The organism is Carnobacterium sp., assembly GCF_040274425.1.
Genome location: NZ_JBEMBC010000105.1, coordinates 1 through 1,149 on the forward strand (window position 1 = coordinate 1; position 1,149 = coordinate 1,149).

The following is a 1,149-nucleotide window of genomic DNA, read 5'->3' on the forward strand; positions in this document are numbered from 1 at the left end:
GGCGAGTAGTGAATAATTTGACGAAGGTAGCTTCCATATTCTTTATTAAAACAATTTATTCCTTTATAATGGCTGTTATTTGTGCAATCAGTTTATTAGCATTTCCATTTATACCCATACAAATTACCTTAATTGATTTAGTGATTGAAGGGTATTCATCTTTCTTCTTATCTTTTGAGGCCAATAAAGAACGAGTTACGCACAACTTTTTATATACAGTATTAAACAATGCTTTACCCAATGCGCTACTAGTCGTATTAAATACAATTGTAATTTATTTTACAAGCCAGTCTCAAGGATGGTCTCAATTGGAAACTACTACATTGATGTACTATGTTCTTGCAGGAATCAGTATTTTTGCTGTAATCAAAGCGTGTATGCCGTTCAATTGGTATAGAGTATTTATCGCTGGTACAACTTCTGTAGGTTTCTATGTAGCTGCTTATTTATTTAAATCAATTTTAGAAATTGGGACGTTAACAGCGAACACCTTCTCACCATTTATATATTTGATCGTTATTTCATTAATTCTTCGTATCATTTATGAAAAAATGATTCTTAATCGCCTCATTTCTCCTTCTGAAAAGATAAATGGGGTTACACCGTTTATAAAATCTTAAACAATATTAAGTACACTAAGAATGATTCAGTGCTCTCACTAGCTATTTAAGGTCTAAATAAGGTGAAGTTTATAAAAAAATCTTTAGAATTAAGGGATGTGTTTGTTTGGTACGCTTATTGAGTTATGCTAAAAATTATCGGAAACAAATTATATTGGGGCCATTTTTTAAGTTTTTAGAAGCTTTTTTTGAATTACTATTGCCGTTTATGATGGCAAAATTGATTGATGAAGGAATTAAGGTTGGGAATAGTACTCGTATATGGCAAATAGCAGGATGGATGGTATTGTTAACTGTAGCTGGGGGAGTTTGCGCTATAATCTGTCAATATTTTTCATCCATTGCATCACAAGGCTTTGGAACGGAGTTGCGGAATCGATTGATGAGAAAAATCAATCAATTTTCCCATGAGGATTTAAATCTTTTTGGAACAGATACGTTAGTGACTAGAATGACTAACGATGTTAATCAACTACAACTGGCATTGGCTATGTTGATTCGCCTTGTTGTGCGTGCACCCTTTTTAAGT

The 1,149-nt window shown here is 32.8% G+C and carries 1 protein-coding gene and 1 pseudogene; both read left to right on the forward strand.

Going from position 1 to position 1,149, the window contains the following annotated elements; all coding sequences use genetic code 11:
- A pseudogene (locus ABS911_RS13540) lies at positions 1–620 on the forward strand (ATPase); the annotation flags it as partial.
- A 106-nt stretch (positions 621–726) separates the two neighbouring features.
- A partial coding sequence (locus tag ABS911_RS13545; RefSeq protein WP_350468002.1) for an ABC transporter transmembrane domain-containing protein occupies positions 727–1,149 on the forward strand: 423 nt, incomplete at its 3' end.